Here is a 1,482-nt window from a genome sequence, read left to right as displayed (position 1 = left end):
GACGCCATTACCAACATGGTGGATACCGAATGGTTCACTCACCTATCAACACCATCGTGCCCGGTCGCGTGTTATTTAGAACCCTCCACGTTCTCCATCGCCTCAGGCACGGAGTCACGAGGCCTGATGAAGACACGACCCCTGTACTGCTTGCCGTCATTATAGGGGAGGCGATACAACACTTCGCCATCGCGCAGAACAATAAAACCGTCCCCGTATGCATAACTAATCTCTCCGGTGGTGTATAACCGCCTGTAATAATACCAGTACAACTTTCCGCCCTCCTTGAGGTGGCGCTTGATCTCATCATAGTACGAGAACTCCTGCTCTCGACCTTTAGCCCACACCGCCCTCCGCCGGGCCAGGTACGCCCGGAGCCTCTCCGGATCATTCATCAGCATTTCGACCCCGTCGGCGAACCCCTCCAATTCTTCCCAGCGAAACATAGAGGTCATTTCCACCGGTTCCAACACTGCCGGATGCAATCGCATGTAAATGGCCTCTTCCGGGTGCTTGAGCTGACATCTCAGGGCCTCGTCGAGGTCGAAGTGCTTCGTCGCACATCCGCACAGAAGACAACTCAGCACACCAGTGATCAACAACCTGTTACGCTGTTTCATGGGCGACATCTCCAGCAACAATTTAGAAACGCCGGTGAGGCAGGCGCGCAGGCTTGCCCGACGTGGTTTGTATACACGACATGAACTGCTCCAGCCCAGTCCAAGGTAGCCTCGTAATCAAACGAGATGCGAATTTGCAGCTGCGTGTAATCGCAGAGTATCGCACCGTTGGTAACTTGCATACTGATGGTATAACCGGGACCGCCCAAGCATTTGACTACACATCCGACAAACTTCTTTGTGAGCTCTTTTCCAAGAGCCAGGTCCTCCCCCTGGGTGAGATCCTCGAAGGATGGCAGCCCTTCCTTTCCCTCAACTTCCCGTTCTTGACACATGCGCATCAACTTTCCGCAAAGGAATTTGAAATTGATTTTTTCGCCTATCTTCTCCATGCCGGTCTTCGCAGCACACTTTGCTGCGCATTCCAGCGCGTGCCGCACAATGTCGGGGGGATTGGGCATTGGAGGGCGGCGCGGCGGAGGAGTCGAAGGCCGTCGCACATGTGTCGCCAAGCCTTCCACGTCAACATCCTCAATCGGGCTGTTAATCAACGCCGCATAAATGTTGGCGCCGCCACTCTCCTCCAGTGGATCCCTGGTCAACCACCTTCCCAGGGTGGGACTGTAGGCCCGGTATTCGTACAGCACCAGGCCCGTGCCGTCCTCCGTCCGCTTCGTGCTGAACCGGAATGGATTCGAACCCGCCGCAGCGCCCGTCAGCCGCAAAGGCTCCCCAAACGGGCCATACTCGTACCGCGCAGTCTCGGTACCGGTGCTCGCGGACACCAGGCTCCACACGTTCCCGTTGCCGTCATACGTCACAAAGTGCACCCCCGCAGCAGGCCCACCGGCCAACCGCAACC

At 56.7% G+C, this 1,482-nt stretch carries 2 protein-coding genes; both read right to left on the bottom strand.

Annotation, left to right across the window (positions count from 1 at the left end; genetic code table 11):
- Positions 1 to 71: 71 nt before the first annotated feature.
- On the bottom strand, positions 72 to 620 hold the full coding sequence (locus G4L39_RS05840; protein ID WP_165106648.1) for a hypothetical protein: 549 nt from the start codon (positions 618 to 620) through the stop codon (positions 72 to 74).
- Positions 617 to 1,482 (bottom strand): RHS repeat domain-containing protein (locus G4L39_RS05835; RefSeq protein ID WP_205880819.1); only part of this gene is annotated, 866 nt, incomplete at its 5' end. The genes G4L39_RS05835 and G4L39_RS05840, both read right to left, overlap by 4 nt.

Source organism: Limisphaera ngatamarikiensis (genome assembly GCF_011044775.1).
Taxonomy (GTDB): Bacteria; Verrucomicrobiota; Verrucomicrobiia; order Limisphaerales; family Limisphaeraceae; genus Limisphaera; species Limisphaera ngatamarikiensis.
The sequence above is the reverse complement of the archived record's forward strand: the minus strand, read 5'-3'. Positions and strand labels throughout refer to the sequence as shown.

Bases quoted from the DNA above. Each gene is read 5' to 3' on its own strand.
- G4L39_RS05840 (WP_165106648.1), bottom strand. From the start codon at position 620: ATGAAACAGCGTAACAGGTTGTTGATCACTGGTGTGCTGAGTTGTCTT.